At 63.1% G+C, this 21,502-nt stretch carries 20 protein-coding genes; 7 read left to right on the forward strand and 13 right to left on the reverse strand.

Annotated features, from left to right (window positions below; translation table 11 throughout):
- Positions 1 to 49: 49 nt before the first annotated feature.
- The 4 genes from BBG20_RS03655 to BBG20_RS03670 all read right to left on the reverse strand — a co-directional run bounded on the left by BBG20_RS03655 (position 50) and on the right by BBG20_RS03670 (position 5,960).
- Complete coding sequence (locus BBG20_RS03655; protein ID WP_065900342.1) at positions 50 to 1,732, reverse strand: ShlB/FhaC/HecB family hemolysin secretion/activation protein; 1,683 nt, start codon at positions 1,730 to 1,732, stop codon at positions 50 to 52.
- A 187-nt stretch (positions 1,733 to 1,919) separates the two neighbouring features.
- Entirely contained in the window at positions 1,920 to 3,455 is a 1,536-nt protein-coding gene (locus BBG20_RS03660) for a collagen-like triple helix repeat-containing protein (protein ID WP_065900343.1), read from the reverse strand.
- A gap of 301 nt (positions 3,456 to 3,756) precedes the next feature.
- Complete coding sequence (locus tag BBG20_RS03665) at positions 3,757 to 4,605, reverse strand: MaoC family dehydratase (RefSeq protein WP_065900345.1); 849 nt, start codon at positions 4,603 to 4,605, stop codon at positions 3,757 to 3,759.
- A 2-nt stretch (positions 4,606 to 4,607) separates the two neighbouring features.
- Positions 4,608 to 5,960, reverse strand: coding sequence for a 3-oxoacyl-ACP reductase (locus BBG20_RS03670; protein WP_065900347.1), 1,353 nt, complete (start codon positions 5,958 to 5,960; stop codon positions 4,608 to 4,610).
- Between the two features lie 119 nt (positions 5,961 to 6,079).
- Between BBG20_RS03670 and BBG20_RS03675 the strand changes: the two genes are divergently transcribed.
- Positions 6,080 to 7,357 (forward strand): acetyl-CoA C-acetyltransferase, encoded by a 1,278-nt coding sequence (locus BBG20_RS03675; protein ID WP_065900349.1) that lies wholly within the window; start codon positions 6,080 to 6,082, stop codon positions 7,355 to 7,357.
- A 134-nt stretch (positions 7,358 to 7,491) separates the two neighbouring features.
- Positions 7,492 to 8,391 (forward strand): PA4780 family RIO1-like protein kinase, encoded by a 900-nt coding sequence (locus tag BBG20_RS03680; RefSeq protein WP_065900351.1) that lies wholly within the window; start codon positions 7,492 to 7,494, stop codon positions 8,389 to 8,391.
- A 150-nt stretch (positions 8,392 to 8,541) separates the two neighbouring features.
- On the opposite strand, the gene cueR is transcribed toward BBG20_RS03680, so the two are convergent.
- The 3 genes from cueR to BBG20_RS03695 all read right to left on the reverse strand — a co-directional run bounded on the left by cueR (position 8,542) and on the right by BBG20_RS03695 (position 11,588).
- On the reverse strand, positions 8,542 to 8,943 hold the full coding sequence (gene cueR, locus BBG20_RS03685; protein WP_065900353.1) for a Cu(I)-responsive transcriptional regulator: 402 nt from the start codon (positions 8,941 to 8,943) through the stop codon (positions 8,542 to 8,544).
- Positions 8,940 to 11,141 carry a heavy metal translocating P-type ATPase gene (locus BBG20_RS03690; RefSeq protein ID WP_065900355.1) on the reverse strand — a complete coding sequence of 734 codons (2,202 nt, stop codon included), beginning with the start codon at positions 11,139 to 11,141 and terminating at the stop codon, positions 8,940 to 8,942. The genes cueR and BBG20_RS03690 overlap by 4 nt, the downstream gene beginning before the upstream one ends.
- Before the next feature lie 66 nt (positions 11,142 to 11,207).
- Entirely contained in the window at positions 11,208 to 11,588 is a 381-nt protein-coding gene (locus BBG20_RS03695; protein ID WP_065900357.1) for a hypothetical protein, read from the reverse strand.
- 147 nt (positions 11,589 to 11,735) lie between these two features.
- On the opposite strand from BBG20_RS03695, the gene BBG20_RS03700 reads away from it, so the two are divergent.
- Both BBG20_RS03700 and BBG20_RS03705 read left to right on the forward strand, forming a co-directional pair.
- The gene (locus tag BBG20_RS03700; protein WP_065900359.1) at positions 11,736 to 11,933 is read left to right on the forward strand and encodes a heavy-metal-associated domain-containing protein; all 198 of its coding nucleotides are present in this window, start codon (positions 11,736 to 11,738) and stop codon (positions 11,931 to 11,933) included.
- Positions 11,934 to 12,018: 85 nt separating this feature from the next.
- Complete coding sequence (locus tag BBG20_RS03705) at positions 12,019 to 13,212, forward strand: multidrug effflux MFS transporter (protein WP_065900361.1); 1,194 nt, start codon at positions 12,019 to 12,021, stop codon at positions 13,210 to 13,212.
- Between the two features lie 8 nt (positions 13,213 to 13,220).
- Here the strand turns inward: BBG20_RS03705 and BBG20_RS03710 are convergent, their stop codons facing one another.
- From BBG20_RS03710 to BBG20_RS03720, 3 genes are all read right to left on the reverse strand, one after another.
- Positions 13,221 to 13,403 carry a hypothetical protein gene (locus tag BBG20_RS03710; protein ID WP_065900363.1) on the reverse strand — a complete coding sequence of 61 codons (183 nt, stop codon included), beginning with the start codon at positions 13,401 to 13,403 and terminating at the stop codon, positions 13,221 to 13,223.
- Positions 13,404 to 13,548: 145 nt separating this feature from the next.
- The gene (locus BBG20_RS03715; RefSeq protein WP_065900365.1) at positions 13,549 to 14,562 is read right to left on the reverse strand and encodes a zinc-binding alcohol dehydrogenase family protein; all 1,014 of its coding nucleotides are present in this window, start codon (positions 14,560 to 14,562) and stop codon (positions 13,549 to 13,551) included.
- 25 nt (positions 14,563 to 14,587) lie between these two features.
- Positions 14,588 to 14,881, reverse strand: a complete 294-nt coding sequence (locus tag BBG20_RS03720; protein ID WP_065900367.1) for a putative quinol monooxygenase — start codon at positions 14,879 to 14,881, stop codon at positions 14,588 to 14,590.
- Between the two features lie 116 nt (positions 14,882 to 14,997).
- Here BBG20_RS03720 and BBG20_RS03725 point away from each other — a divergent pair, with 116 nt between their 5' ends.
- Both BBG20_RS03725 and BBG20_RS03730 read left to right on the forward strand, forming a co-directional pair.
- Positions 14,998 to 15,927, forward strand: a complete 930-nt coding sequence (locus BBG20_RS03725; RefSeq protein ID WP_065900369.1) for a LysR family transcriptional regulator — start codon at positions 14,998 to 15,000, stop codon at positions 15,925 to 15,927.
- Positions 15,928 to 16,061: 134 nt separating this feature from the next.
- The gene (locus BBG20_RS03730) at positions 16,062 to 16,757 is read left to right on the forward strand and encodes an ArsR/SmtB family transcription factor (RefSeq protein ID WP_065900371.1); all 696 of its coding nucleotides are present in this window, start codon (positions 16,062 to 16,064) and stop codon (positions 16,755 to 16,757) included.
- A 107-nt stretch (positions 16,758 to 16,864) separates the two neighbouring features.
- Here the strand turns inward: BBG20_RS03730 and BBG20_RS03735 are convergent, their stop codons facing one another.
- On the reverse strand, positions 16,865 to 17,818 hold the full coding sequence (locus BBG20_RS03735; protein ID WP_012722045.1) for an adenosine deaminase: 954 nt from the start codon (positions 17,816 to 17,818) through the stop codon (positions 16,865 to 16,867).
- Between the two features lie 193 nt (positions 17,819 to 18,011).
- Here BBG20_RS03735 and BBG20_RS03740 point away from each other — a divergent pair, with 193 nt between their 5' ends.
- The gene (locus BBG20_RS03740; protein ID WP_065900373.1) at positions 18,012 to 19,103 is read left to right on the forward strand and encodes a calcium:proton antiporter; all 1,092 of its coding nucleotides are present in this window, start codon (positions 18,012 to 18,014) and stop codon (positions 19,101 to 19,103) included.
- A gap of 139 nt (positions 19,104 to 19,242) precedes the next feature.
- Here the strand turns inward: BBG20_RS03740 and BBG20_RS03745 are convergent, their stop codons facing one another.
- Positions 19,243 to 20,601 carry an 8-oxoguanine deaminase gene (locus BBG20_RS03745; RefSeq protein WP_065900375.1) on the reverse strand — a complete coding sequence of 453 codons (1,359 nt, stop codon included), beginning with the start codon at positions 20,599 to 20,601 and terminating at the stop codon, positions 19,243 to 19,245.
- Positions 20,602 to 20,782: 181 nt separating this feature from the next.
- Positions 20,783 to 21,469, reverse strand: coding sequence for an SDR family oxidoreductase (locus tag BBG20_RS03750; RefSeq protein WP_065900376.1), 687 nt, complete (start codon positions 21,467 to 21,469; stop codon positions 20,783 to 20,785).
- Positions 21,470 to 21,502 lie beyond the last annotated feature (33 nt).

The raw sequence follows: 21,502 nt of genomic DNA on the forward strand, positions 1-21,502 counted from the left end.
GCCCGCGCGGCTGGTTGCGCCCACCTGGCAGGTGAGCGCGGTGCGAGGTTTAGAGTTGGTAGCTGAAGCTCAACGTGTAGCGCGGACGCCGATCAAAGTTGTCCAGCGCCACTTCCGACATCGGCTTGGCCGCTTCCAGGGAGATGTTGTAGTACTTGGCGTCACCGAAGCGCAGGCCGACGGCGGCCGATGACATGTTGTTGCCTTTGATCGGCAGGTCGTTGAACCAGGTCTTGGCGCGGTCGAACACCACATAAGGCTGCAGGATGCGCACCCATTCGCCGGCGCGGTTGTAGCTGTAGTTGACCTCATACGCCACGCCCCACCCCTTGTCGCCCGAGCCCTGGTCATCGGGGTAGCCACGGGCGAAGTTCTGTCCACCGAAGGTGGCGCGCTCGCTGTCGGGCAGGGTGTCATCACTCCAGTAGAGCGCGCCGGACAACACGCCTTGCCAGTTATCGAAGAGCTTGTTGCTCTGCACGCCGGACAGGCGCAGGCGGAAGAAATCGAGGTCCGGCTTGAGGCCACCGAAGTCACTGCGGGTCTTGGCGCCCATGCCGTTGATGCCTTGGTACAGGCCAGCGCTGAGGATGCGCAATTGGGTGGTATCGGCCTTGCGCCAATCACCCTCGAACGCCAAGGCGCGCAGGTCGGTTTGCAGCTCCAGGCGCTGGGGGAAACCTTCGAGTTTGTAGCGGGTGGTCTGGTCGACCGCGTAGTAGCGGGCGCCGAGGCTCAGGGACTCGTTGGGCGAGGCGATCACGGGGTGGCTGAAGCCGATGGAGTAGCGGTCGATTTCCTGGTGCGGCTTGAGTTCGAAGCCGTCGCCCAATTGCAGGCTGGTGCGTGGGTCGGCGCGGTAGCGCTCGCCCGACAACACCAACTGCGTGCCCTCGGCATTGATGAACTGGCTGTAGGCCGCACGGTAGTAATGCTCTTTGTCGTCGCCCGGTGGGAACAGCCCGCTGAGGCTCAGTTGTTCCCCCATGGATGTCCACGAATTACTGGTGGCCGTCAGCAGCGCTTGCGTGCCGCCACGGCTGGCCTCGTTCAGGCTCATGCTGGTGGTGAACGGTTTGCGGCTGGCGGTGATTTGCATATGGGTGCCGCCATCGGTGGTGCCGGGCGGCGGCACCTGCGCCTGCAGGGTCACCCCAGGAATGGCGCTCATCAGCGTGGTGTAGCGCTCGAAGGTCTTGCGGGTGAGCGGGCGTTCGGCCTTGAGTTTTTCCGCGAGTTTGTCGACGTAGGCCGACACCGAGCCGATGTCGCCTTGCAGGTCGTAATCGCGGATATAACCCTCGACCAGCACCACGTGCACCAGGCCGCCTTCAAAGCGTTGTTCCGGCAGGAAGGCGTAGGACAGCAAATAGCCGTCTTCCTGGTAGCGGCGGGTGATGCTGCGGGTGGCTTCGATCAATTGCGCCAGGTTGGTTTCATGGCCGATCAGGGGTTCGAAGGCCTGGGCGACTTCCTTCAGCGGGTAGACCGTGCCGCCGTCGATCTGCAGCTTGCGAATGGTCACCTTGGTGTCCATCAGCAGGGGTTGCGCAGCGGTGGCAGCGGGGGTGGGCAACTGGGTCTGCGGGGTCGCCGGTCGATACGCATCGGCGGGCAGGTTGGGCACGGGCAGGTTGCGAATGGTGTCGTTGCTATTGAGGAAGCTGGGTAGGGTATCGGCGTGGGCGTAAGCACTGAGGGTGAGCAATAACAACGGCGTCAAAGCGCGCATAGGACACTCCATGGTCAAAACTGCAGCAGCGTATTGCAGGGTCCCGCCGGGCTCTGGGGGCGCGGTTCGGGTGTTTTCAGGGATCGATCATTGACCCATAAAAAAAGACGAGAGACTTATTGGGGTCTCTCGTCTCAACCAAGCGTAGGCGCTGTAGGTGAGGCCGTCTAATCGGCCAGGTGCAATTCTATTTTTTGCCGGTAAGGCCACCGATCAGGCCGCCCAGCAGACCCCCATTTGCACTGGCACCTGCACCTGCGGAGGCGGATGCGCCGGCTCCCAGGTTCAGGCCACCGCCGAGCAAACCACCGCCGGTGTTGGTGCCGCCGGTCACCAGGCCGCCGATCGAGGCCACGGTGCCGCCTACTGCGCTCACGGTACCGCCCAAGGCGTTGGTGACCGGGTTGGCGTTAGTGCCGCTGATTTTGCCGCCCAGGCTGCTGACGGCGCCGCCGACATTGGTCACCAGGCCGTTGACGGGAGCACCCAGGCCGGTGGCGTTGCCGACGTTTTGGGTCAGGCTGGTAACGCCGCTGGTGATAGGGTTCAGGGCGCCGCCGACCTGATTGGTGAGGGCAGCAACCGGTGCGCCTGCTGCGGTGTTCGGTGTGCCGCTGCCACCCAGCAGGGTACCCAGCGATGCCACGGTACCGCCCGCTTTGACGCCAGTGACGCCGGTCGCGCTGACCACGCCATTGCTGCTGCCTGCATCCAGGCCGCTGCCGGCGCCTGCGATCACACCACCGATGAGTTCCGCCAGGCCCAGTTGCCCGGTGCCACCGCCAGTGCCACCACCCGTGCCGCCGCCACTGCCGCCACTGCTGTCGTCAGCCGGGTCGACATAGCCGCTGGCTTTACCGACCACGGTGCCCACGCCATTGAGCACATTGCCCACAGCGCCAGTGACAGGGTTGCCGGTGCCGCCGGCATCGGCGACTTTATCGCCCAGGCCGTCAACGGTATCGCCGACTTTTTGCAGCAGGCCGCCGACAGGCGTATCCAGGCCAGTGGTGGTGCCGACTTTGCCGGTGGTTTTTTCCACCAGGGACACCACGGGCACCAGTACTTTCGCGCCGACGGTGTTGGTGACCGAGCCCAGTGGGCCGGTGGTGCTCGCCGTGCTGAGTGTGTCGCCGAGCATGGTCACGGCGTTGCCGACCTTGCCCACTACATTGCCGACTACGGGGGCGGCACCGCTGACCACGGGCACTTGCCCCAGCAGCGTCGCCACATTTTGACCGGTCGTGGAGACACCGGTGCCGAGATCGGCGACTCCGTTGGCCACGCCGGCCACGGTTTTGCCCAGTGCATTGCTGTCGGTACCCAGTGTGCCCAGGCCATCCGAAACGCCCGTGCCGATGCTGCCGACAGCGGTGCCGACAGAGGTTACCAGGCCACCTGCGGTAGCCCCCACGATCGGCAGGCTGCCGAGTGTGGTACCGAGGCTGCTGACAGTGCCGCCGAGGCCGGTTACGGTATCGCCGAGGGTATCAGCCACGTTAGCCGTGACCAGGGTGCTGGTGGTGCCGGTACCGCCACCTCCTGTGCCGCCACCACCAGTACCCCCGCCGCCGGTACCGCCACCGCCAGTGGATGCGTCCGGTGAGGAAGCGGAGCCGCCACTGTGATGCCCACCACCACCGCTGCTGCAGCCGCCGAGCGTCATTGCTACTGCCAGGGCCAGCGCGGTACTTGCTTTCCAAAACACTACTTGAGCTTTCATGATTGAGTTCCTTGCACCTGTACAACCTTGGTTGTCTCAAACGCTCGCTATTTCTAGGGATAGCGATGCGTTTGTCCGTGTGGCTATAACAAGCCCGGGCGCTCTTTCTCACAATGCTCTACTTGGTATTAACGATTTATATACGGCGCGGATGTACCGGTTAAGCGACTAATACCAAGGGTATAAGGGGTGGATGTATCAAGATATATATATTTTAAAAATCAAGGAGTTGAATAAAAAAGCGGACTTAATAAAGTCCGCTATAACCCAGGATGTATATATACAATTAATCAGTGGTTGTTCAGGCGATTGGCTGCCATTTGCCCACCATGTGTTCAATGTCACCCGCGCCTTTCAACACGAACTCCCCGCTGGACCCGGGCGCACTGGCCCATAAGGTGACCTCACTGGGCAGGCGTACCGGCTTCTTGAACTCGACGTTTATCTCGATGTTCGCGGCCGGCAGGTGTTCACCCAAGGCCGCCAGGGTGCGCGCCTTGTTCCACAGTCCGTGGGCGATGGCCTGGGGGAAGCCGAACAGCTTGGCCGTGAGCGCGCTGAGATGGATCGGGTTGTAGTCGCCGGACACCCGCGCATACCGGCGGCCGATATCGGCCGGGGCTTTCCAGCGGCTCACTTCGCTGACCTGGGTGGGGGGCGATTGCGCCTCGTCGCTCGCTGCGCCTTCCAGTTTTACGCCGCGACAGAGCATGCGGCTCTCGGCCTCCCACAGCAGGCCGAGGGAATCCTCGACGGTGGTCACCAGGTCAAACGTTGCGCCCTTCGCATGCGGCTTGAGGTTTTGCGCATGCACACCAATGAACAGGTCGCTGATACCGCCGAGCGGACGATGAATACGGATGCGATTGCTCAGGTGAATCAACCCCAGCAGCGGAAACGGAAACGATTTGGCCGTGAGCAACTGCATCTGCAAGCCGAACGCGAGGATGTGCGGATAAGTCGCCGGCAGCACTGCGCTGTCGGCAAACCCGCAGACCTTGCGATACGCCGCGACCGCTTTGGGATTGACACTGACCCGGCAGCGCAAGCCCTGCTCGGGCAACGCAGTGCCGGTGATCTTGCGCTTGAGCGCGGCGCGCCAGTACAGCGGCGCGAGAAACGGGGGACTGCCCACTGTCTGCCATTGCATGCTCACGCTCCCAATAGACTTTGCCCACACACCCGCAGCGCTTGCCCGCTGACCGCTCCTGAGCCCGGCTGGCCAAGCCAGGCGACGGCTTCGGCGACGTCTTGTGGCAAGCCGCCCTGGCCGAGCGAACTCATGCGGCGCCCGGTCTCACGCAGGGCGAACGGAATATGCGCGGTCATCTGGGTCTCAATAAAGCCTGGGGCCACGGCGTTGATACTGATCCCCCGTTCTTTGAGCAGCGGCGCCCAGGCCTGGGCCAGGCCGATCAACCCGGCCTTGCTCGCGGCATAATTGGTTTGCCCGCGATTGCCGGCGATCCCACTGATGGACGCGAGCAGCACCACGCGCGCGTTGTCATGCAGGGTGCCGCTGTCGAGCAGCGCCTTGGTCAGCACTTGCGGGGCATTCAGGTTGACCGCCAGCACCGCGTCCCAGTATTCCGGGGTCATGTTAGCCAGGGTCTTGTCGCGGGTGATCCCGGCGTTGTGCACCAGGATGTCGAGGCCGTCGGGCAGGTGTTCGATCAACTGGCTGGCGGCGTCTTCGGCGCAGATATCCAGCAGCACGGAACGTGCACCCAGGCGCGCGGCCAGGGCTTCGAGATCGGTCTTGGCCTGGGGCACGTCCAGCAGGATCACCTCGGCCCCGTCGCGGGCCAGGGTTTCGGCGATGGACGCACCAATGCCACGGGCGGCACCGGTGACCAGCGCCTTGCGCCCGGCGAGTGGGCGCGTCCAGTCCTCGACCGGCGTGTCACAGGCCTGCAGGCGGATAACCTGGCCGGAAATGTAGGCGCTCTTGGGCGACAGGAAAAACCGCAGCGCACCTTCCAGCTGGTCTTCGGCGCCCTCGCCAACGTAGAGCAATTGCAGCACGCCACCGTTGCGCAACTCTTTGGCCAGTGAGCGGCTGAAGCCTTCGAGGGCGCGCTGGGCGCTGGCGGCAAACGGATCGCCGAGACTTTCCGGCGCGCGACCGAGGATCACCAGGTGCGCACTGTTATCCAGGTTTTTCAGCAGCGGCTGGAAAAACTCACGCAGTTGCTTGAGCTGGTCGGTGTGCTGCAAGTCGCTGGCGTCGAACACCACCGCCTTGAGTTTGGGCCCGTGGCCGGGAATCCACGCCGGGGCGGTCGAGGCGTCGGTGCCGTAGCTGTAGATCGCGTCAGTGAGTTTATTGGCAAACGGCAGCACCTTGGCCGCCAGCGCGCCGCCACCGAGCAACAATGCCCCTTCTACCGGGCGCAGGCGCCCGGCTTGCCAGCGTTCGAGGCGTACCGGTGACGGCAGGCCAATGGCAGCGACCAGGCGATGGCCGAGGCTTGAGTTGGCGAAGTCGATATAACGGTCAGACATGGAACGCTCTCCGAAGACTGGGGTTCAAAGGGTTGACCATCCCAGGGTAGCAGTCGTTCGACTAGGCTCTGTTATCCAGCCCACAGCAGCCAGCCCATAACAGACCGAGGGAGCTTTTCATGACTCAATTGCGCCGTGTAGCGATCATTGGCGGTAACCGCATTCCTTTCGCCCGTTCCAATGGCCCGTATGCCACGGCGAGCAACCAGGCGATGCTGACTGCGGCCCTGGAGGGCTTGATCGAGCGCTACAACCTGCACGGCCTGCGCATGGGCGAAGTGGCTGCCGGTGCGGTGCTCAAGCATTCGCGCGACTTCAACCTCACCCGCGAATGCGTGCTCGGCTCGCGCCTGTCGCCGCAAACCCCGGCCTACGACATTCAACAGGCCTGTGGCACCGGCCTTGAGGCCGCATTGCTGGTGGCCAACAAGATCGCCCTGGGCCAGATCGAATGCGGGATTGCCGGCGGGGTCGACACCACGTCCGACGCCCCGATCGGCGTGAATGAAGGGCTGCGCAAGCTCCTGCTGCAGGCCAATCGCAGCAAGTCCATGGCGGACAAATTAAAACTCCTGTTACAACTTCGTCCTCATCACCTCAAGCCCGAACTGCCGCGCAATGGCGAACCGCGCACCGGTTTGTCCATGGGCCAGCATTGCGAGTTGATGGCGCAGGCATGGCAGATCCCACGCGCCGAGCAAGACCAACTGGCGCTGGAAAGTCACCAGAAAATGGCCACCGCCTACGCCGAAGGCTGGCACAACGACTTGCTGACGCCGTTTCTCGGCCTGACCCGCGACAACAACCTGCGCCCCGACCTGACCCTGGAAAAACTCGCCGCCCTCAAGCCTGCCTTCGAGCGCAGCGAAAAGGGCACGCTCACCGCTGGCAACTCCACGCCGCTCACCGACGGTGCGTCCCTGGTGCTGCTGGGCAGTGAGGCCTGGGCCCAGGAGCGCGGCTTGCCGATCCTCGCGTATTTGCGCGATGGCGAGGCGGCTGCGGTAGATTTCGTCAACGGCGCCGAAGGCTTGTTGATGGCGCCGGTCTACGCGGTACCGCGCCTGCTGGCGAGGAATGGCCTGACGCTGCAGGACTTCGATTACTACGAGATCCACGAAGCCTTCGCTGCCCAAGTGTTGTGCACGCTCAAGGCCTGGGAGGACGCGGACTACTGCAAGACCCGCCTCGGGCTGGATGCACCGTTGGGCGCCATCGACCGCAGCCGCCTGAACGTCAAGGGCAGCTCCCTGGCAGCCGGCCACCCGTTTGCCGCCACGGGCGGGCGCATTGTCGCCAATCTGGCCAAGTTGCTCGACGCGGCGGGCAAGGGCAGGGGGCTGATTTCGATCTGTGCGGCGGGCGGGCAAGGGGTCACGGCGATCATCGAACGCTGATTGCGATAAAAATTGGCATATTGGATGCATTCTTGACGGGTCAGAGGTCGGTAGCCTCTCCCACCGGCGAGCCGATTGCCGTATAACGAGTGCCATACGCGTATTTGGTAATAAAGGACCCACAATAAAAGCTGATGAAGACTCCTAAACGCATTGAACCCCTGATCGAAGACGGTCTGGTCGACGAAGTGCTGCGCCCACTCATGAGTGGTAAAGAAGCAGCTGTTTATGTGGTGCGCTGCGGCAACGAATTGCGTTGCGCCAAGGTTTACAAGGAGGCGAACAAACGAAGTTTTCGTCAGGCGTCCGAATACCAGGAAGGCCGTAAGGTCCGTAACAGCCGGCAGGCCCGGGCCATGGCCAAGGGCTCCAAGTTCGGCAAGAAAGAAACCGAAGATGCCTGGCAGAACGCTGAAGTGGCGGCGTTGTTCCGCCTGGCCGGTGCGGGCGTTCGCGTGCCCCAGCCGTACGACTTCCTTGAAGGCGTGCTGTTGATGGAGCTGGTAGCCGACGAGTACGGCGATGCAGCACCGCGTCTGAACGACGTGGTGCTGGAGCCGGACCAGGCGCGCGAATACCACGCCTTCCTGATCTCCCAGATCGTGCTGATGCTGTGTACCGGCCTGGTGCACGGTGACCTGTCCGAGTTCAACGTACTGCTCACGCCAACCGGGCCGGTGATCATCGACCTGCCTCAGGCGGTGGATGCGGCGGGCAACAACCACGCGTTCAGCATGCTGGAGCGTGACGTGGGCAACATGGCGTCCTACTTCGGCCGTTTTGCCCCGGAGCTGAAGAAGACCAAGTACGCCAAGGAGATGTGGGCGCTTTACGAAGCCGGCACCTTGCACCCGGCCAGCGTGTTGACCGGTGAGTTCGACGAACCGGAAGAGCTGGCGGATGTCGGCGGAGTGATCCGCGAGATCGAAGCGGCGCGCCTGGATGAAGAGCGTCGCCAGGCGATTCGCGCGGCGGACGATGCGCCACCGAGCAAAGTACCCGACGAGCCACCGCCGCCGCCTTGGCTGCAGTGATCCCGCAAAACTGTGGGAGCAGGCTGGTGTAGACGCTGGCTTGCCGGCGATCGCATCACCTCGGTGTGACTGACATACCGAGGTGCCTGCATCGCGGGCAAGCCCGGCTCCCGCCCACATTTTGTTCTGTCTGGGGCGAGTAAAGCTCAGTCAGGCGCAGCAACTGCCCGAAGCCAATTCCTTGAGAATCGGACAATCCGGCCGATGATCGCCCTGGCAATGTTCCACCAGGTCCTGCAGCGTGTCGCGCAGTTGCCCCAACTCCAGAATCTTCTGATTGAGCTCATCGATGTGCTGGCGCGCCAGGGCTTTCACGTCCGCGCTCGCGCGTTGGCGGTCTTGCCACAGGGCCAGCAACTTGCCAACTTCCTCCAGGGAAAACCCCAGGTCCCGTGAGCGTTTGATAAACGCCAGTGTGTGCAAATCGTCGCCGCTGTAGACGCGGTAGCCGCTGTCGGTGCGGTGGGCGGCTTTCAACAGACCAATGGATTCGTAGTAGCGAATCATCTTGGCGCTCAGCCCGCTCTGGCGGGCGGCTTGGCCGATGTTCATGGGCGTTGATCCTCCAGGTCCTTGGGTTTCCAGGTTTTCAACAGTAAGGCATTGCTGACCACGCTGACGCTGGACAAGGCCATGGCCGCGCCCGCGAGCACCGGGTTGAGCAGGCCGAACGCCGCCAGCGGAATGCCGATCAAGTTATACACAAAGGCCCAGAACAGGTTCTGGCGGATCTTTGCGTAGGTCTTGCGGCTGATCTCCAGGGCGGCAGGCACCAGGCGCGGGTCGCCGCGCATCAAGGTGATACCCGCCGCATGCATCGCCACGTCGGTGCCGCCGCCCATGGCGATGCCAATGTCGGCAGCCGCCAGGGCCGGGGCATCGTTGATGCCGTCGCCGACCATCGCCACCACGCCGGTTTTTTTCAACTCGGCGACGGTGGCGGCTTTTTCGGCGGGCAGCACTTCAGCGTGCACATCCTCGATGCCCAGCGCCTGCGCAACCACGCGGGCGCTGCCGCGATTGTCACCGGTGAGCAGATGACTGCTGATCTGCTGCGCCTTGAGTTGCTGCACGGCCGCAAGCGCCCCCGGCTTGAGCGTATCGCCAAAGGCAAACAGCCCGAGCACACGCGGTTGCGGGCCTTGCTCGATCAGCCAGGACAAGGTCCGGCCTTCGGCTTCCCAGGCGGTGGCGGAGCCGGACAGTTCACCGGCGTTCAAACCGCTTTCTTCCAGCAGCCGACGGTTACCCAGCGCCAGTTGCCGGCCCGCCAGGGTGCCGGCAATGCCGCGCCCGGTCAGCGCTTGGCTGGCGCTCACATCGGCGACATCCAGCCCTCGCTCGCGGCAGGCATCCAGCACCGCCTTGGCCAGCGGATGTTCACTGCCGCGCTGCAAGGCACCGGCGTGCTGCAGCAATGATGCTTCGTCGCCATCCACCGCCGCCAGGTGCGCAATTCTTGGCGTGCCGGAGGTGAGGGTGCCGGTCTTGTCGAACACCACGGCGCTCACGGCGTGCGCACGCTCCAGGGCTTCGGCGTCCTTGATCAAGATGCCGTAGCGCGCGGCGACGCCGGTGCCGGCCATGATCGCCGTCGGTGTGGCCAGGCCCAGGGCGCATGGGCAGGCGATCACCAGCACCGCCACCGCGTTGATGATTGCCGTCTCCAGGGAGGCGCCGTACAGCCACCAACCCACCAGCGTGATCAACGCCAGCACCAGCACCGCCGGCACGAACACTTGGCTGACTTTATCCACCAGCTTCTGGATCGGAGCCTTGGCGGCCTGGGCGTCTTCCACCAGGCGGATGATGCGTGCCAATACGCTTTCCGCACCCAAGGCGAGGGTGCGCACCAGCAGGCGGCCTTCGCCGTTGATGGCGCCGCCGGTGACCGAGTCGCCCGGCTGCTTTGGCACCGGCAGGCTCTCGCCACTGATCAGCGCTTCGTCGGCGTGGCTTTGGCCGTCGACCACTTCACCGTCCACCGGGAAGCGTTCGCCGGGCTTGACCAGCACCAGGTCGCCGCGCTTCAGCGCGTTGATCGCGACGTCCTCCTCGCGGCCGTCGACCACGCGAATCGCGCGCTCCGGGCGCAGCGCTTCGAGGGCGCGGATGGCGCTGGCGGTCTGGCGTTTGGCGCGGCTTTCCAGGTATTTGCCGAGCAACACCAGGGCAATTACCACGGCCGAGGCCTCGAAGTACAAATGGGGCATGCTGCCGGCCGGTGCGGTGAGCCACTCATAAATGCTCAGGCCGTAGCCGGCGCTGGTGCCGATGGCCACCAGCAAGTCCATATTCCCGGCACCGGCGCGCACGGCTTTCCAGGCGGCGATATAAAAACGCGCACCGAAGATGAACTGCACCGGCGTCGCCAGCGCGAACTGCACCCAGGCCGGCAGCATCCAGTGCAGGCCGAAAGGCTCCACCAGCATCGGCAGCACCAACGGCAGCGCCAGCAGGATCGCCAGCAGCAATGCCCAGCGCTCGCGGTGCAGGCGCCGGGCCTGGTCGACCTCGGTGGCGGCTTCGCTCTGGGGCAGGCTGGCGCTGTAGCCGGCCTTGTCGACGGCGGCGATCAACACGTTCGGGTCCATCTGGCCGAGCACTTCAACATGCGCGCGTTCGTTGGCCAGGTTGACGCTGACGCTTTGCACCCCCGGCACTTTGCCCAGCGCGCGTTCGACGCGCCCGGCGCAGCTGGCGCAGGTCATGCCGCCGATGGGCAGGTCAAAGGTGGTGGATCCATTCATGGGGCAGTCCTCCAGGAGAAGTTGCCCCTAGGATCAACCTTGACCTGTGGGGAAGGTCAAGCGCCTTTAATATTCCAGTGCGGCAGGCTTGAGGTACATACCGTCCGGGCCCTGCGCGATGCGCAATTTGCGTACGTCGCCGACCTTCAGCGTGATGTTCTGCGCCGGCGGCGCGAGCATGCCCGGCAGGCAGCCCGGGGACTGGCCCGGCAACAGCTTCAGGCGTAGCGACACATTGCCGGCGGGCAAGTTGAACGAGGTGGATTGTTCCTGGAACAGCCGGCCTGCCAGTTGGTCCTGGATATATAGGCCGATTTCGCAATTGGTCGGCACTTCCAGGCGTTCGCGGGAAATGATCAGCACCGCATAGTCTTCTGCGGCACTGGCCGTGGGCGCAATGGCAGACAAGCTCATCAGGCCGACAAGGCCAAAAAACGACCAGCGCATGGCGAATGCTCCGTGGATTGAATCAAAGATGAGTGAAGCTTGGCCGACGTCGCCGCCGAATACCAGCCCGGCAGATCATCCTGGAACTTGACCTTGCCATCGTGGCAAGGTCGAGACTGGGTTTAACCTCATCAAAGGAGTCATGTCATGCAAGTATTCAGCGTTGAAGGAATGACCTGCGGCCATTGCGTTCGGGCCGTCACCCAGGCGGTGCAGAACGAGGACCCGGCCGCGAGCGTGAAGGTCGACCTGGCGGCGAAGGAAGTGGGGGTGGAAAGCCGTCTGTCTGCCGAGCAGGTGATCAGCCTGATCAGTGAAGAAGGCTACACCGCCAAGCTCGCCTGACCCGCTCAAATAGTTAGCGAGCTATCGTGTTAAATGCACCCAAGCGCGGCTAGACTGTCGGGCTGCCGACACACTTGGGTGCCTGATGAACCTCCGTATAATCCTGATTCTGGGTGCCTTGAGCGCCTTCGCGCCGCTGGCGATCGATTTTTATCTGCCGGGCTTTCCAGCCATGGCCACTGCGTTCGCGACCGACGAAAAACACATCCAGCTGACCCTGGCGGTGTATTTCGGCGGCCTGGCCATCGGCCAATTGATCTACGGTCCGCTGGCGGACCGCTTTGGTCGGCGCGGCCCGCTGCTGAGCGGCGTGACCCTGTTTACCCTGGCCTCCTTCGCCTGCGCCTTTGCACCGTCATTGGAATGGCTGATCGGCGCGCGCTTCGTGCAGGCCCTCGGCGGTTGCGCCGGCATGGTGATTTCCCGCGCGGTGGTCAGCGACAAATGTGATGCGGTGGGCTCAGCCAAAGTGTTTTCCCAACTGATGCTGGTCACTGGCCTGGCGCCGATCCTCGCGCCGTTGGCCGGTGGGCTGATGGTCGGCTTGTGGGGCTGGCAGTCGATTTTCCTGGCACTGTCGATCTTCAGCGTAATGGCCGCCGTCGCCGTGGCCGTGGGTTTGCCCGAGACGTTCCCGGCCCATCAACCACGCCAGCCTTTGTCTGGATCGCTGCGTCGCTACGGTTCGCTGCTGTCAGACCGGGTCTACCTCGGCTATGCGCTGACCGGCGGCATCTCGATTGCCGGGATGTTTGCCTACATCGCCGGTTCGCCTTTCGTGTTTATCAAGCTGTATGGCGTGCCCGCCGAGCATTACGGCTGGGTCTTCGGTTCCAACGCCGCCGGCTTTATCCTGATGGCCCAGGTGAACGCACGCCTGCTCGCCAAGCGCGGCCCGGCGTTTTTGCTGTCGCGCACGGTCTGGCTTTACATGCTGGCCGCATTGACGCTGTTGGGTATCGCAGCCTTGCGCACCGACGCGCTGTGGCCTCTGCTGGTGCCGCTGTTTATCTGCATCGCGAGCCTGGGCTGCATTTTGCCCAACACCTCGGCCTGCGCCATGGCTGGGCAGGGCGCCCGGGCGGGCAGTGCTTCGGCGTTGCTCGGCTGCATCCAGTTCGGCGTGGCGGCGGGCGCCGCGTCGCTGGTCGGCGTGTTGCATGACGGCACGGCGATGCCGATGGCCATGGTCATCAGCTTGTGCGGTGTATTGGCGGTGACGATTGCGATGTCGACCCAGCGCCTGCAACGGGCGAGGGCCCTGCAGGCGCAGGCCTGAAATGCGGGTCAGCCAGCGGCGGAACGTTGCTGGCTGAGCGGGAAACGGTGGGGTGCCTGGATACGGGCTTGCAGGGTGTTGGCAAAGGCTCGGGCCTCGGCTTCACTGCGAAACGTAAACGCGTCGCCGTCGAGACGAACCTGCCATTTATTGCCTGGGGATTTTGCTAACGCTTTTATCAGGATTTTCATTGCTGACTTCCTCACGTAAAAGAATCGTGGCAAAGGCGGCCAATATAAACCCGAATACGCTCACAAATATGACAAAGATCAACTCTCTGACTAGCGGCGTCGTCCCTTACCTACAGGAATAAGGGACGACGCTGACAGACCGTTTTTAGAAGCCTTCCAGCACGATCTTGCCCTTGGCCTTGCCGCTTTCCAGCAGCGCATGGGCGCGGCGCAGGTTCTCGGCGTTGATCACGCCGAAGTGCTCGCCCACCGTGGTTTTCAAGGTACCGGCGTCGATCAGCTCGGCCACGCGGTTGAGCAGGTTGTGCTGCTCGATCATGTCCGGGGTCTCGAACATCGAGCGCGTGTACATGAACTCCCAGTGCAGCGACAGGCTCTTGCGCTTGAGTGTGCTCACGTCCAGCGCCTTGGGATCGTCAATCAGTGCCAGCTTGCCCTGGGGTTGCAGGGCTTCCACCAGTTGTTCGAGGTGATGGTCGGTCTGGGTCAGGCTGGCAACGTGGGTCACTTGCGGGTGGCCGGCGGCTTTCAGCGCTTCGCTCAGCGGTTGGCTGTGGTCGATCACCAGGTCGGCGCCGAGGTCCTTGGCCCAGGCCTGGGTTTCCGGGCGCGAGGCGGTGCCGATGACTTTCAGTGCCGTCAGTTGGCTGGCCAACTGGGTCAGGATCGAACCCACGCCACCGGCCGCGCCGACGATCAGCAGGCTCTGGCCCTCGTCCTCTTTACTCTCACGTACCTGCAGGCGCTCGAACAGCAGTTCCCAGGCGGTGATGGCGGTCAGGGGCAGCGCGGCGGCCTCGGCAAAACCCAGGCTCTTGGGCATATGGCCGACGATACGCTCGTCCACAGTGTGCAATTCGCTGTTGCCACCTGGGCGCACCAGGGAGCCGGCGTAGAACACCTTGTCGCCGGCCTTGAACAGTGTCACTTCGCTGCCGACGGCCTTGACCACACCGGCCACATCCCAGCCCAGCACCTTGGCGTCGCCGTTTTCCGGGGCGACGTTCTGGCGCACCTTGGTGTCCACCGGGTTGACCGAGATGGCTTTGACTTCCACCAGCAGGTCGCGTGGACCGGCGACCGGTGCTGGCAGTTCGATGTCTTGCAGGGCGCTGGGATCGTTGATCGGCAGGGATGCGTAGTAGGCAATGGCTTTCATGATGGCTCCGGAAAAAGGGCAGTGATCAGGCGAGAAATTTCAGGCGCTTGAGTTCGAAGTGTTCGATCACATCGGCGGCCTTGGCGCGAAAACTCTGGATGTGTGCGCTCTGGTCGTGGTCGGCCAGCGCGGCGTCATCGGCCCAGCGTTCGAGCATGTAGAAGGTCTCGGGGTGCTGCAGGTCCTGGTGCAGGTCGTATTGCTCGCAACCGGCTTCCAGGCGGGTGGGTTCCAGCAGGCCGCGCAGCAGGGTTTCCAGGGTGGCCTGTTGGCCGGGCTTGGCGATCAGCGTGGCAATGACGTTAAAGGCAGTGGACATGGCAACTCCAGACACGTGATGAACGGGATGCACAGATGATTGGCTATTTCCCGTGAAGATAAAAGCGGCTAAAACAGCAGTCTGTTTCAACGAAATTTTGATAATGGATGGGATGCATGCTGCGTTTTGACGATTTGCAGTTGTTTGTTCGCGCAGCCGACCTGGGCAGCCTTTCGGCTGCAGCGCGGGTCATGGACCTGTCGCCCGCCGTGGCCAGCGCAGCACTCAAGCGGATTGAAGAGCAACTGGGCACGCGCCTGCTGGCCCGGTCCACGCGCAGCCTGCGCCTGACTGCCGAAGGCGAGGGTTTCCTCGAATACGCGCGCGCCGCGTTGGGCGCGCTGGATGAGGGGCGGCGCCTGTTGGCCAGCGGCCAGGACCATGTCAGCGGCGTGCTGCAACTGTCGGCGCCGTCGGATTTCGGTCGCAACCAGCTGCTGCCGTGGCTGGATGAGTTCCAGCGTGAACACCCGCAACTCACCGTACGTTTATTGTTGGGTGATCGAATCGCCGACCTGTTCCGCCAGCCGGTGGATATCGCCTTGCGTTATGGCGAGCCGGAGGACTCAAGCCTGATTGCGCTGCCCGTGGCTCCCGAGAATGTTCGAGTGCTGTGTGCCGCGCCCAGCTACCTCGCACGCCACGGGGAGCCCCGGCACCTGGAACAATTGGCCCAGCACAACTGCCTGTTGTACATGCTCGGCAGCCGCGTCCACGACCATTGGAGTTTCCACGACGGCAAGCGCGAAGTCAGCCTGACGGTCTCGGGTGATCGTTTCAGCGACGACGCCGACGTGGTGCGACGCTGGGCTGTGGCTGGCGTGGGCATTGCCTACAAGTCATGGCTGGATGTGAGCACCGATGTGCTGGCCGGGCGCCTGCGATTGATCCTGCCGGAGCTGCGCGGCGAGCGAACGCCACTGAATCTGCTGTGCGCGCACCGTGCGCAGTTGAGTAAACCCATCAACCTGCTGCGGGAAATGCTTGTGGCTCGCTGTGCGACATTGACCGCGCAAAGGCCAGAACGCCCGCGCGCTTCGCAGTAGCCTCCATCAAAGCAGGAAATTTCACTCAGAGCCTGTCCCTATCCGTGCTGTCGGACGTCGCGGAACCGCTGGTTTGCGCACCTATACTTCGGCACCAACCGCAGCAGATAAATGATTCAACAGGGAGTGGATAGATGGAACAGGCACCTTGCATCAGTCAGATCGCCAGCTTGCTCGCCGAGCCCAAGCGTACCGCCATGCTATGGGCATTGATGGACGGCTCGGCCAAGTCTTGCGCCGAACTGGCCTCCCTCGCCGAGCTGTCACCGGCGTCCGCCACTGCACACCTGGCACGGCTGACCGGCAGCGGCCTGCTGCGGGTCGAAGCTCGACGCGGCCAGCGGCTGTTTCGCATGGCGGCAGCGGACGTCAGCAGCGCCATCGATGCCCTGGCCACGACGACCATGGCCAGTGCCATGCGTTCTGCCCCCGAGTCGTCGCCGCCGGCCTTGATGGCGCCTGCGTCGTTGCGCCACGCACGGTTATGCCACGGTCACCTGGGCGGCGAGCTGGCGGCGGGGGTGTATCAGCGGATGATCGACGCAGGGTGGATCGAGCGCGCTGAGCAGCGCACCGACGTCACGTTCAAGGGCGCGCAGCGCTTGGCGAGGCTGGGTATTTTCACGCCGGCGCTGGCGTCACCGCTGGTGTGCGATTGTTTTGACTGGAGCCAGCACCAACCGCACCTGGGAGGGGCGTTGGGTGCAGGGTTGCTACAACTGTTTGTGCAGTCGGGCTGGATTCGCGCGGTCAACGAGTCCCGCGCCTTGCTGGTCAGCGATACCGGGCTGGCGGAAATCACTCGGCTCGCCGCGCCGGAGCAGGCTTGAGGTGAAGAGGTCGCCGTTGGAGAGGGCTTGCTCGCAAAGGCGGCGTGTCAGTCACTCGGTGTTTGACTGATCTGCCGCCTTCGCCAGCAAGCCCGCGTCCGGCACCGTCAGGGTTTTACCAGTCGCGCGTCCAGGCTGTTCTGCGCCAGGCGTTTGGCCTGGTCCTGGGTCATGCCCAGCGAGGTGTACAGCGCGTGGAAGTTCTCGGTGACATAGCCGCCGAAGTACGCCGGATCATCCGAGTTCACCGTCACCTTCACGCCACGCTCGAGCATGTCGAGGATGTTGTGCTGCGCCATGTCGTCGAACACGCACAGTTTGGTGTTGGACAACGGGCAGACGGTCAGCGGGATCTGCTCGTCGATGATGCGCTGCATCAGGCGTTCGTCTTCGATGGCGCGCACGCCATGGTCGATACGCTGGATTTTCAGCAGGTCGATGGCTTCCCAGATGTACTCGGGCGGGCCTTCTTCGCCGGCGTGGGCAACCGTGAGGAAGCCTTCGTGGCGAGCACGGTCGAACACGCGCTGGAACTTGCTCGGCGGGTGGCCCATTTCCGAACTGTCCAGGCCCACGGCCACGAACGCGTCACGGAACGGCAGCGCCTGGTCGAGGGTTTTCTCGGCCTCGGCTTCGCTCAGGTGGCGCAGGAAGCTGAGGATCAAGCCGCTGGTGATCCCCAGTTGCTGCTCGCCATCTTTGAGGGCCGCCGCGATACCGTTGAGCACCACTTCGAACGGGATGCCACGGTCGGTATGGGTCTGCGGATCGAAGAACGGTTCGGTGTGGATCACGTTCTGTTCTTTGCAGCGCAGCAGGTAGGCCCAGGTCAGGTCATAGAAATCCTGGGAGGTGCGCAGCACGTCGGCGCCCTTGTAATACAGGTCGAGAAACTCTTGCAGGTTGTTGAAGGCGTAGGCCTTGCGCAGGGTTTCAACGTCGTTCCACGGCAGCGCGATCTTGTTGCGCTCGGCCAGGGCGAACAGCAGCTCAGGCTCCAGCGAGCCTTCCAGGTGCAGGTGCAATTCAGCCTTGGGCAGGGCGTTGAGCCAATCGTACATTTCTATAATTCTCATCAGGTGCAATGGCGGCATTCTACAGGTGATGACTGAAATAATCGGCAAAACCTGACCGGCAGAAGAGTTTTGGTGGGTTCGCGCAAGGGCCGCGTGAACTAAGGTGTAACGAAACGTTAGCGGCGTGACGCAGTCTGTACCCCATCAATGACTGATTTGCCGTCCTAAAAGGCCCGGAATGCTCACATCCCTCAAGCAAGAAAAATTCATGTTGCTGGCGCTGATTGCCGCCATCGCCGCCTACCCGTTGGAGCACTGGATGCTGCACAGCGGGCAGATGGTCGCGCTGCTGGCCGGCGTGGTGCTGATCGCGTTTATCGTAGTGGCCTCGATGCGCGTGGCGCACCATGCCGAGCAGTTGGCGGAAAAGGTCGGCGACCCCTACGGCACGATGATCCTGACCCTCGCCGCCGTACTGGTGGAAGTGGTGATCCTGGCGATCATGATGAGCAATGAGCCGTCGCCGACCCTTGTGCGCGACACCATCTATTCGGCAGTGATGCTCGATATCAACGGCATCCTCGGCCTGGCGGCGTTGATGGGCGGCATCAAGCATGGCGAACAGTCCTACAACGATGATTCGGCACGTACCTACAGCGTGATGATCCTCACCGCCATGGGCGTGTCGATGGTGGTGCCGGAATTTATCCCCGAGGCCGACTGGAAAATCTACTCGGCCTTCACCATCGGTGCGATGGTGGTGCTCTACACCCTGTTCCTGAGAATGCAGGTAGGGCCGCACAGTTATTTCTTCAGCTACAGCTACCCGGAAAAGCGTCGCAAGAAACTGCCGGAAGAGGAGCAGGCGCCGCCGGTGAACCTGGCGTTCTCCATCGGCACCCTGGTGTTTGGCGTGATTGTGATTGGCGCACTGGCCGAGGTGATGTCCAAGACGCTCGACCTGGGCCTGGAAGGTACGGGAGCACCGCCGGTCATCACTGCGATTGTGGTCGCGGCGATTTCAGCGGCACCGGAAATCCTGACGGCCTTGCGCGCCGCCCTGGCCAACCGCATGCAATCGGTGGTCAACATCGCGTTGGGTGCATCCTTGTCGACGGTGATCCTGACGGTGCCGGTCATGGAGGCCATGGCGCTCTACACCGGCCAGCCGTTCCAGATGGCGATGACGCCGGTGCAGACGGTGATGGTGTTTATCACGCTGATCGTCAGCGCGATCAACCTCAACGATGGCGAAACCAACGCTATCGAAGGGATGACCCACTTTGTGCTGTTTGCGACGTTTATCATGCTGTCGTTGCTGGGTTTGTAAACGGTTCTACAGAGCACCCTGGAAACCAGTGTGGGAGCGGGCTTGCTCGCGAAGGCAGTGTGTCAGTCGATGCATAAGCTGACTGATCTACTGCATTCGCGAGCAAGCCCGCTCCCACATGTTGATGGCGTTTCTTCCGTTAAATTGGGTTGATCAGTTCACGCGCCGCCTGGCTGTGATCGGCAATCAAGCCTTTGAGGTCCAGGCCTTCAACCTGCCCGTCGATCACACGCCACTGGCCGCCGATCATCACCCGGTCCGCACGGTCCGCACCACACAGCAGCAGGGCGGAAATCGGGTCGTGGCTGCCGGAGAAGCGCAGCTCATCGAGCTTGAACAGCGCCAGGTCGGCCTGTTTGCCAACGGCCAGCTCGCCGATATCCGTGCGCCCCAGCAGCTGCGCCGAGCCCTTGGTCGCCCAGCCCAGTACGCCTTCTGGCGTGATCTTCTCGGCACCATAACGCAGGCGCTGGATGTACAGGGCCTGGCGGGTCTCGAGAATCATGTTCGAGGCATCATTGGAGGCCGAGCCGTCCACGCCCAGGCCGATAGGCGCGCCGGCGGCGAGCAGGTCCAGGGTCGGACAGATGCCCGACGCCAGGCGCATGTTCGAACTCGGGCAGTGGCAGATGCCGGTACCGGCCGCTCCCAGGCGCGCGATTTCATCCGGGTTGAAGTGAATGCCATGGGCCAGCCAGGTGCGCGGGCCGAGCCAGCCGACACTGTCGAGGTAGTCCACCGTGCGCAGGCCGAAACGCTGCAGGCAGAAGTCTTCTTCATCGAGGGTTTCCGCCAAGTGGGTGTGCAGGCGCACATCGAGTTGGTCGGCCAGTTCGGCGCTGGCGCGCATGATTTCCGGCGTGACGGAAAACGGCGAGCAGGGCGCCAGGGCAATCTGGATCTGCGCGCCGTCGCCCCGCTGGTGGTATTCGCGGATCAGGCGTTGGCTGTCGTCAAGGATCACTTGGCCTTGTTGCACAGTCTGCTGCGGCGGCAGGCCGCCGTCGGCTTCGCCCAGGCTCATGGAGCCGCGGGTGAGCATGGCGCGCATGCCCAGTTCGCGCACGCTTTGCACCTGTACATCGATGGCATTTTCCAGGCCGTCGGGGAACAGGTAGTGGTGATCGGCCGCCGTGGTGCAGCCCGAGAGCAGCAGCTCGGCGAGTGCAACTTTAGTGGCCAGCGCGAGTTTTTCCGGGGTCAGCCGTGCCCATACCGGGTACAGGGTTTTCAACCAGGGAAACAACGGCTGGTTGACCACCGGCGCCCAGGCGCGGGTCAGGGTCTGGTAGAAATGGTGGTGGGTGTTGATCAGCCCCGGGAGGATCACGTGTTCGCGCGCGTCGAACACCTGCGCGCAGGGTTGTGCGGGGGCTTGGCCCAGGGGCAGCAGCTCGGTGATTACACCGTCTTGCAGCACCAGGCCGCCACGGGCGTCGAGGCCGTTGGCAGTGAAAATCGCGAGGGGGTTTTTTAACCAGATACGGGTCGCAGGCATTGGCCGGCTCCTCTGAATGATGGGTTCAGGTTTGCCAGCTCAGTGTTGCCCTGTCTGCTGATCCAGGGTCGCCGGTGAGGGCGAGGTGCAGAGTCTACTTGTAGTCTATGTTCGGGTCTATCTGTAGGAACGCGCTGCTTTTGAGACCATCGCCGGCAAGCGCTCCCACAGTGGAGTGGCGTTACCAGGCGATGGTGTCGCCCTTGTAGTCGATGAAGTGATGGCCGCCCTTGCCGGTGTAGGCGTTCACCTGGTCCACCAGGCCGCGCACGCTGGTGTCGACATCGATATGCGCGTTTTCGCCGCCCATGTCGGTCTTCACCCAGCCCGGATGCAGCGACAGCACAGTGAGCTTGTGGTCACCGAGTTGCGTGATAAAGCTGTTGGTCATCGAGTTGAGCGCGGCCTTGCTCGCCTTGTACAGCGCCAGGTCCGAGCCATCGGGGATGGTCACGCTGCCCAGCACCGAACTCATGAACGCCAGCACACCGCTGTCCTTGCGGATCTGCCCGACAAAGCGCTGGGCCAGGTTGATCGGCGCCACGGCGTTGGTGTAGAACAGCTGGCCGACTTCCGCCAGGGTGGCATGACCAGGCTCCTGATTGGCGGGGCCCTTGACGCCGGCGTTGACGAACAGCAGGTCGAAGGTGCGGTCCTTGAGGCGCTGGTTCAGGGCGATCACGGCTTGTTGATCGTCCATGTCGAGCTTCTCGATCTGCACCGGGCCGACGGCTTTGAGGGCATCGGCCTTGTTCGGATCACGCACGGTGGCGGTCACGTCCCAGCCATCCTTGAGCAATTGCTTGACCAGGCCAAGGCCCAGCCCGCGCGAGGCGCCGATGATCAGTGCGGTTTTTGGCGTAGACATGAAGGGCTTCCTTTGAAATCGCGGTTCAGGGAA

Origin of the sequence: Pseudomonas aylmerensis (assembly GCF_001702265.1) — a bacterium.
In the GTDB taxonomy this organism is placed as follows: Bacteria; Pseudomonadota; Gammaproteobacteria; order Pseudomonadales; family Pseudomonadaceae; genus Aquipseudomonas; species Aquipseudomonas aylmerensis.

Bases quoted from the DNA above. Each gene is read 5' to 3' on its own strand.
- BBG20_RS03660 (WP_065900343.1), bottom strand. From the start codon at position 3,455: ATGAAAGCTCAAGTAGTGTTTTGGAAAGCAAGTACCGCGCTGGCCCTG.
- BBG20_RS03735 (WP_012722045.1), bottom strand. From the start codon at position 17,818: ATGTACGATTGGCTCAACGCCCTGCCCAAGGCTGAATTGCACCTGCAC.
- BBG20_RS03705 (WP_065900361.1), top strand. From the start codon at position 12,019: ATGAACCTCCGTATAATCCTGATTCTGGGTGCCTTGAGCGCCTTCGCG.
- BBG20_RS03710 (WP_065900363.1), bottom strand. From the start codon at position 13,403: ATGAAAATCCTGATAAAAGCGTTAGCAAAATCCCCAGGCAATAAATGG.
- BBG20_RS03715 (WP_065900365.1), bottom strand. From the start codon at position 14,562: ATGAAAGCCATTGCCTACTACGCATCCCTGCCGATCAACGATCCCAGC.
- BBG20_RS03730 (WP_065900371.1), top strand. From the start codon at position 16,062: ATGGAACAGGCACCTTGCATCAGTCAGATCGCCAGCTTGCTCGCCGAG.
- BBG20_RS03700 (WP_065900359.1), top strand. From the start codon at position 11,736: ATGCAAGTATTCAGCGTTGAAGGAATGACCTGCGGCCATTGCGTTCGG.
- BBG20_RS03670 (WP_065900347.1), bottom strand. From the start codon at position 5,960: ATGTCTGACCGTTATATCGACTTCGCCAACTCAAGCCTCGGCCATCGC.
- cueR (WP_065900353.1), bottom strand. From the start codon at position 8,943: ATGAACATCGGCCAAGCCGCCCGCCAGAGCGGGCTGAGCGCCAAGATG.
- BBG20_RS03750 (WP_065900376.1), bottom strand. From the start codon at position 21,469: ATGTCTACGCCAAAAACCGCACTGATCATCGGCGCCTCGCGCGGGCTG.
- BBG20_RS03690 (WP_065900355.1), bottom strand. From the start codon at position 11,141: ATGAATGGATCCACCACCTTTGACCTGCCCATCGGCGGCATGACCTGC.
- BBG20_RS03665 (WP_065900345.1), bottom strand. From the start codon at position 4,605: ATGCAATGGCAGACAGTGGGCAGTCCCCCGTTTCTCGCGCCGCTGTAC.
- BBG20_RS03680 (WP_065900351.1), top strand. From the start codon at position 7,492: ATGAAGACTCCTAAACGCATTGAACCCCTGATCGAAGACGGTCTGGTC.
- BBG20_RS03720 (WP_065900367.1), bottom strand. From the start codon at position 14,881: ATGTCCACTGCCTTTAACGTCATTGCCACGCTGATCGCCAAGCCCGGC.
- BBG20_RS03725 (WP_065900369.1), top strand. From the start codon at position 14,998: ATGCTGCGTTTTGACGATTTGCAGTTGTTTGTTCGCGCAGCCGACCTG.
- BBG20_RS03675 (WP_065900349.1), top strand. From the start codon at position 6,080: ATGACTCAATTGCGCCGTGTAGCGATCATTGGCGGTAACCGCATTCCT.
- BBG20_RS03655 (WP_065900342.1), bottom strand. From the start codon at position 1,732: ATGCGCGCTTTGACGCCGTTGTTATTGCTCACCCTCAGTGCTTACGCC.
- BBG20_RS03695 (WP_065900357.1), bottom strand. From the start codon at position 11,588: ATGCGCTGGTCGTTTTTTGGCCTTGTCGGCCTGATGAGCTTGTCTGCC.
- BBG20_RS03740 (WP_065900373.1), top strand. From the start codon at position 18,012: ATGCTCACATCCCTCAAGCAAGAAAAATTCATGTTGCTGGCGCTGATT.
- BBG20_RS03745 (WP_065900375.1), bottom strand. From the start codon at position 20,601: ATGCCTGCGACCCGTATCTGGTTAAAAAACCCCCTCGCGATTTTCACT.